General features: G+C 71.2%; 6 protein-coding genes. 2 read left to right on the forward strand and 4 right to left on the reverse strand.

Going from position 1 to position 6,293, the window contains the following annotated elements; all coding sequences use genetic code 11:
• Position 1: 1 nt before the first annotated feature.
• Complete coding sequence (locus tag HUW62_RS13875) at positions 2–691, reverse strand: response regulator (RefSeq protein ID WP_163869960.1); 690 nt, start codon at positions 689–691, stop codon at positions 2–4.
• A gap of 214 nt (positions 692–905) precedes the next feature.
• Between HUW62_RS13875 and HUW62_RS13880 the strand changes: the two genes are divergently transcribed.
• Both HUW62_RS13880 and HUW62_RS13885 read left to right on the forward strand, forming a co-directional pair.
• Positions 906–1,154 carry a hypothetical protein gene (locus HUW62_RS13880; RefSeq protein WP_176434720.1) on the forward strand — a complete coding sequence of 83 codons (249 nt, stop codon included), beginning with the start codon at positions 906–908 and terminating at the stop codon, positions 1,152–1,154.
• A 154-nt stretch (positions 1,155–1,308) separates the two neighbouring features.
• Entirely contained in the window at positions 1,309–3,735 is a 2,427-nt protein-coding gene (locus tag HUW62_RS13885; protein WP_255203414.1) for a PAS domain S-box protein, read from the forward strand.
• Between the two features lie 12 nt (positions 3,736–3,747).
• Here the strand turns inward: HUW62_RS13885 and HUW62_RS13890 are convergent, their stop codons facing one another.
• From HUW62_RS13890 to HUW62_RS13900, 3 genes are all read right to left on the reverse strand, one after another.
• Positions 3,748–4,119 carry a response regulator gene (locus HUW62_RS13890; RefSeq protein ID WP_176434722.1) on the reverse strand — a complete coding sequence of 124 codons (372 nt, stop codon included), beginning with the start codon at positions 4,117–4,119 and terminating at the stop codon, positions 3,748–3,750.
• 121 nt (positions 4,120–4,240) lie between these two features.
• Positions 4,241–5,374 carry a protein kinase gene (locus tag HUW62_RS13895; protein ID WP_163869963.1) on the reverse strand — a complete coding sequence of 378 codons (1,134 nt, stop codon included), beginning with the start codon at positions 5,372–5,374 and terminating at the stop codon, positions 4,241–4,243.
• Positions 5,375–5,487: 113 nt separating this feature from the next.
• Positions 5,488–6,045 carry a hypothetical protein gene (locus HUW62_RS13900; protein WP_163869964.1) on the reverse strand — a complete coding sequence of 186 codons (558 nt, stop codon included), beginning with the start codon at positions 6,043–6,045 and terminating at the stop codon, positions 5,488–5,490.
• Between the last annotated feature and the right edge of the window lie 248 nt (positions 6,046–6,293).

Raw genomic sequence — 6,293 nt, forward strand, 5'->3', positions numbered from 1 at the left:
GTCAGGACGGCTTGAGCAGGTGAGCGGGCAGGTCCACCGACGTGCCGCGCAGCACGCGCGCTTCGTCGTCCACCTCCAGCACCACCCGCACGCCTTCCACGGAGACCATCAGCGCGGGAGGCGTGCCCGGCAGCGCCATCAGCCACGTGGACGCCATGGGCAGCTCGGTGCCCACCAGCTCCGCCGCGTGGAGCAGGTGCATGCGCACCGCGTGCCCCACCGAATGCGGCAACAGGCGCAGCGGCAGCGCCACGTCCTCCGCCAGGCTCAGCGCATACGGACCGGAGGACTCGCGCGCGCTCAGCTCCGGCGGATACCGGAGGTTCGAGCGCAGCGCCGTCAGCATCGCCTCCGGCACGTGGGGCTTGCGCAGATAGCCCACCACGCCACCCAGCGGCACCTCCTGTCCGCTGAGTGACTCGGAGAACATCAGCACATTCAGGTGCCGCAGCCGCGCATCCGTGCGCAGCTGCCCGTACAGCTCCCAGCCATCCATCCTCGGCAACACCAAATCCAACAGGATGAGGTCGGGGTGCCCCGCGCGAGGCCGCGTGCGCAGCCAGTCCAGGGCCTCCACGCCGTCCGAGGCGTGGCTCACGGCGACGCCCTCCGCGTGGGCCGCATCGGCCAGCCGTGACCGCCAGGAAGGGTCGTCCTCGACGAGGAGCAGGTGACGTAGGGCCTGAGACATGGTGCCGGGGGGAAGAGACCTGTTTCAGATACCGCGCGCCAGCATTTCCCGCCTGTTGGACGCAGCGGGGCCCGTTCGGTGGAAGACAGCCGGAGAGGTGACGCACGGCGGCGCGCGGGAAGTCCAGATTCGTGGAAGTTGGAAGAGCACCAGTCTCATTGACCCTGGGCACGTCTTGTTGGCCACGCCCAAGGTGGTCACCCTGAGTAGGACCATGGCTCTTCGTCTTCAGCTCGCGCCTCCTGCATTGCGTACGCTCGACAAGTGTCCGGCCCCGGTCCGGCAGCAACTCCAGGGGGAGCTGGCCGCGCTGGCCGCCGGACTGCCACTCGAGGGGCCGCTGCTCCCGGAGGAAGTGGGACTGGTGGTGCTGGGCTCCGGCTTCCGCGTGCACTACCTGCTGGAGCAGGAGCACCGCCTGCTGCGGCTCACGGATGTGATGGCGCCCGCGTCGTCACATTGAGCGACAGTCGCCGCGAGCCTTCGGGGATGTCGACACGAAATGAAGTGTGGCCTGGATGGCGCAAGGCTTCTGCTCGGTTGTAGACGGGCGGGCGAGTGCCCTAAATCCACGCGCACCTCGTGCCCGGCCCCGGGGCACTCCTTCCGACACGCCCTTGCCCATCCCCCTGGCTGACTTCCTGCTTCAGAACCGCGACACCATCCTGCAAGCGTGGGAGGCGGAGGTCCGCTCCATTCCCGCGGCCCAGGCCCTGGCGCGCCCCGCGCTGCGCGACGGACTGCCCCACCTGCTGGAAATCATCTCGGCGATGATGCGCGGGCCCGACTCGGAGCTGGCCGCGGGGCTGAAGGCCATCAGCGACGACCACGCCCTGGAGCGGCTGGGCGGGGGCTTCGACCTTCGGCAGGTCGTCGCCGAGTACCGGCTCTTGCGAAGCTGCGTGTTGCGCCTGTGGTCCGCGCGCGGCCACCCGACGCCCCGTCCGGAGGAGGAGCGCATCTTCCACGAGGCGATGGACGAGGCCGTCGCCTCCGCCGTCAGTCGCTACACCCGAGCGCGCGAGCGCACGTTGCATGCCATGGACCTCATCAGCGCGGCGGCGCTGGGCAGCCCCGACGTGGCGGGCTTCCTGCTCCGGCTGCTCCAGGTGCTGCGCGACACGGTGCCCGCGGTGGACGTGGCCGCGGTCCTGCTGCGCGACGGCGAGGACACCCTGCGCGTGGAGATAGGCGTGGGGGAGGGCGTGGAGGTAGGTGGGCGTGTGTCCGTGGGGCAGGGCTTCGCCGGCACCATCGCCGCCACACGCCAGCCCTTGCTGGTGCACGACGCCAGCCTCGACGAGCGGGCCCACTCGGCCGTGGTGCGCACCGCCGACGTGCGCGCGCTGTACGGCGTCCCGCTCGTCCTGAACGACGCGCTCATCGGCGTGGCCCTGATGGGCAGCCGTGGCAGCACCGAGCTGTCCGAGGAGGACCTCCTGTTGTTCCGTGCCATGGCGTCGCGCGCCACCGCGCTGGTCGCCCAGGCCCAGGCCCGCGCGGAGGCGGAGGCGTCCCTTTCTCGCCTGCGCGAGAGCGAGGCCGGCCTGCGGCGCTGGGAGGAGGTCTTCTTCGGCCTGGGCGTCGGCGTCGTCGTGGTGTCCGCCCAGGACGACACGATGCTGGACGTCAACCCCGCCTTCGCGCGCATGCACGGCACCACGCCGGAGAGCCTCATCGGCCGGCCGCTGGAGACGACGATTGCCCCCGAGGCCCGTGGAATGCTCCCGCGCCACGCCACCGCCGCGAACTCCAAGCTCTCGCACGAGTACGAGTCGCTCCACCTGCGCGAGGATGGCAGCCGCTTCCCCGCCTTCTCCCACGTCACCGCCTTCCGCGACGAGACGGGGCGGGTGTCACGGCGCGTGGGCACCGTGCTGGACATCACCCAGCGCCGCGTGGTGGAGGCGGACCGGCAGCGGCTCTTGTCCACCATCGAATCGGAGCGCGCGCGCCTGGCCGCCGTGCTGGAGCAACTGCCCGCGGGCGTCTTCATCGCGGACGCGCCCAGCGGCCGGCTGGTGCTCGCCAACCGGCAGGTCTCCGAGCTCACCGGACGTCCCTTCCTGCCCATGTCCAACGTGGACACCTTCACCAGTGCCTACGGCGCCCGCCATCTGGAAGGGGCGCCGTATGCGCCGGACGCGTGGCCGCTGGCGCGCACCCTTCGCACGGGCGAGGTGGTGCAGGGAGAGGAGGCGATGCTGAAGCACGCGGACGGCCGGACGCTCACGGTGCTCGTCTCCAGCGCGCCCATCCGCGACAGGGACGGAGCGCTCATCGCCGGGGTCGCCACGCTGGCGGACGTCACCGAGCGCCGCCGCGCGCAGGAGGCCGCGCTCCAGGCCGCCCGCTTCGGTGAGCGCCTCATCGCCATCGTCAGCCACGACTTGCGCAACCCCCTCAACGCCATCCACCTGTCCACCACGCAACTGCTCCACAGCGAGGTGCTCGCGGAGCGGGAGCGCCGCTTCGTCACGCGCATCGCCCGCTCCAGCGCGCGGATGACGCGGATGATTTCTGAGCTGCTCGACTTCACGCGCGGGCGGCTGGGCGGAGGCATTCCCATCCAGCGCACGCCGGGAGACCTGCGGGCGGTGGTGCGCCAGGGCGTGGAGGAGCTGGAGGCCGCGTGGCCGGAGCGCTCCCTGCGGGTGGAGGGCGGCGCGGGCCGCTATGACGGCCAGTGGGACGCGGACCGGCTGCTCCAGGTGGTGAGCAACCTGGGCGGCAACGCGCTCCAGTACAGCAAGCCGGATGCGCCTGTCACCCTCACGCTGACGGACCTGGGCGACGAGGTGCGGCTGGAGGTCCACAACCCCGGAGAGCCCATCTCCGCCGAGGCGCTGCCCCACCTGTTCGACCCGTTCCGCCGCGCCACCAGCAGCCACCAGGGCAGCAGCATCAGCGGCGGCCTGGGCCTGGGCCTCTACATCGTCGAGCAGGTGGTGAAGGGCCACGGGGGCCGCATCCAGGTGACCTCCACCGAGGCGCACGGCACCGTCTTCCAGGTGACGCTCCCGCGCGCGCCTCCGCCGGCCTGAGTCGTCAGCCCCTCAGCCCGCGGCGTTCACCACGCGGGCGAGCGTCGCGCGCAGCTCCCACAGGTCCACCGGCTTGGGCACGGCGGCCTGCACACCGTCGGGCAGGGGCTGGCTGCTGCCGGCGCCGGATACGACGACGACGGGCATGGCGCTCAAGGTGGCGTCCTCGCGGACATGGCGCATCAGCTCCCACCCGCTCATCACCGGCATCATCAAGTCCAGCAGCACCGCGTCCGGACAGGGTGGACGTCGCAGGCGCTCCCACGCCGTCTGGCCGTTGCCCGCCGTCTCCACGGCGAAGCCCTCCATCGTCAGGAACTCCTCCAGGAGCTCCCGGCTGTCAGCGTGGTCTTCCACCAGGAGGACGAGGCTTGGCGTGCACATGGAGACTGAGACTCGTACCGAAGTCTCAGTCCTGCCAGCCGCACCGCGTCGATACGTCCTCGCGGGGACGGTGCGGGTGTTCGCCAGCGCACGCTTCCGAAAAACAAGGGGTGTGCGGGGATCAGCTCGCGGGGTCCTCCTCCGGCAACAGCCTGTCCTCCAGCACCTCCTCGGGAGACTCCCCGGCCTGTACGCGCAGAGAGGCGTACCTCAGGCCCGTCACCTCCGCGAGCGCGTCCGCGCGTCCGAAGACGAGCCCCGCGCGGCGCGCGTACAGCCGCAGCGTGCGCGCCAGCTCCGCGCCGGTGCCGAAGCGCTCCTCTCGCTCGGGCGCCAGGGTGCCTCGCAGGAGCGGCTGGAAGGCCACGGGCACCGCGCGCAGCGCGTCCTCCAGGTCCTCGCGGCTGTAGGCGCGGATGCGACGGCGCAGCTCCCGCGCCGCGGCCAGGCTGACGGCCTCCTGCATGGCCGAGTCCAGCGCGTGCACCTCCTCCGCGCTGTCCTGGGAGAGGGCCCGCTCGCGGCGCTGGCGGCGCTCCGCCTCGAAGCGGTCCGCGCCCTCGAAGAGGTGTCGGCCGGTGAGCAGTTGGAGCAGCACCAGCCCCAGGCTGAACAGGTCCGCGCGTCCGTCTAACGCCTGCCGCGCGACGTGCTCGGGGGCGGCGTAGGCGAGGCTGGTGGGGTGCTCCTGCGCCTCCGGAGCGCCGGAGAGCGTGGACGACGCGGCGCCGAAGTCGAGCAGCTTCACCGCGCCGTGCTCGGTGATGAGGATGTTGTGGGGACCGACGTCGCGGTGGACGACGCGCAGCGGCCGGCCGTGCTCGTCGGTGAGGGTGTGCGCGTGGTGCAGCGCCTCGGCGACTTCGGCGGCGACGTAGAGGGCGAAGCCCTCCGTGAAGGGCAGGTGGGCGCGGGCGGAGGCCTCCATGAGCGAGTCCAGCCGGTGTCCCGGGGTGTGCTCGAAGACGAGCACGGGCGCGTCATCGGGACCCTTCAGGTCATGCACGCTGACCACGTTCGGGTGGTGCAGGAGCGCGGTGAGCCGCCCTTCCTCCAGGAGCCGGTGCGCGGCCTCGGCTCGCAGTGGACGCTTGATGACCGCGTAGCCTCCGAAATCCGACTCGTAGCGGCGGCGCGCAAGGAGCAGCTCCCCGTGGTGCGCGGCGCCCAGCGACTTGACGAGCTCATATGAGGCGCGACCGGAGCGCAGCAGCACATGCGGCTGGGCGGAGGCGTCGGACGACGGGGGCGACATGGCGACTCTCCTCATGACGGACGGACCCGACGGGCCCGCGGACTCACTCGGAGAGTATGGTCGTCCTCCGGCGGGAAGTCACCTCATGGGTAGTGTCCGCCCCGGCCGCTGCTTCAGGCCCCCGAGGCCGGCTTCAAGAGCCCGTCCTGTCGTGCGTACTCGCGCACCTGCGCCACCTCGTCCAACAGCCGCGGCGAGTCCGGGAAGACCTTCTCCGCGCGCTCCGCCAGCCGCAGCCCCTTCTCCAGGGACTCCTTCGTGCGCGCATCCCCCAGGCTCCGCAGCATGCCGGCCCACGCCTGCTCCAGCGTCTTCAGGGCCTGGTTGGAGCCCTCTTCCCACAGGGCCATCGCGTCGTCCTCGCGGCTGCGGATGACGTCCAGGAAGTAGCCCAGCTCCACCAGCGGAACCGCGTTGCGGCGCGACACGGAGACGGACTGTTCCAGCAGCCGCTGCACCTCCGCGAAGGCGACCTCCGGGTCCACGCCGGGCTCCTCCGCGAGTTGGAGCAGCCGCGCCAGCTCCAGCAGCGCGGGCGCGAAGGTGGGGGCGTCCCGCGTCAGCTCGCGCAGCAGTCGCAGCTGCTCCGGGCTGGCGTGGTTGGTGTCGCCAGCCTCGCGAGTGGTCAGCAGGCGCTTCATCAGCTCATCGGCGGTGGGGTGCCCGGCCATGGTGGGTCCTCTGTCTTCGAGCCTGCCATTTTTAAGGCGATGTCTTGATTTTCGGCTTTACGAATGGGAGGTGTCAAGCGCCGAAGCCGAAGCGTCCAGGACCTGTCAGGAGGGGCTCGCCTTGCGTGGGAGGTCTTGTCACAAGTCATGGACCTCCTGGGTTCTGAGGAGGTGCTGCCTCAGAGGGAGCGGAGGAGGGCGCCAGAGGAGGGACTCGGACGGAGCGTGGGCTGTCTCTTATACACATC

The sequence above is a fragment of the Myxococcus sp. AM011 genome (assembly GCF_013372595.1).
In the GTDB taxonomy this organism is placed as follows: domain Bacteria; phylum Myxococcota; class Myxococcia; order Myxococcales; family Myxococcaceae; genus Myxococcus; species Myxococcus eversor.

Bases quoted from the DNA above. Each gene is read 5' to 3' on its own strand.
- HUW62_RS13875 (WP_163869960.1), bottom strand. From the start codon at position 691: ATGTCTCAGGCCCTACGTCACCTGCTCCTCGTCGAGGACGACCCTTCC.
- HUW62_RS13880 (WP_176434720.1), top strand. From the start codon at position 906: ATGGCTCTTCGTCTTCAGCTCGCGCCTCCTGCATTGCGTACGCTCGAC.
- HUW62_RS13890 (WP_176434722.1), bottom strand. From the start codon at position 4,119: ATGTGCACGCCAAGCCTCGTCCTCCTGGTGGAAGACCACGCTGACAGC.
- HUW62_RS13895 (WP_163869963.1), bottom strand. From the start codon at position 5,374: ATGTCGCCCCCGTCGTCCGACGCCTCCGCCCAGCCGCATGTGCTGCTG.
- HUW62_RS13900 (WP_163869964.1), bottom strand. From the start codon at position 6,045: ATGGCCGGGCACCCCACCGCCGATGAGCTGATGAAGCGCCTGCTGACC.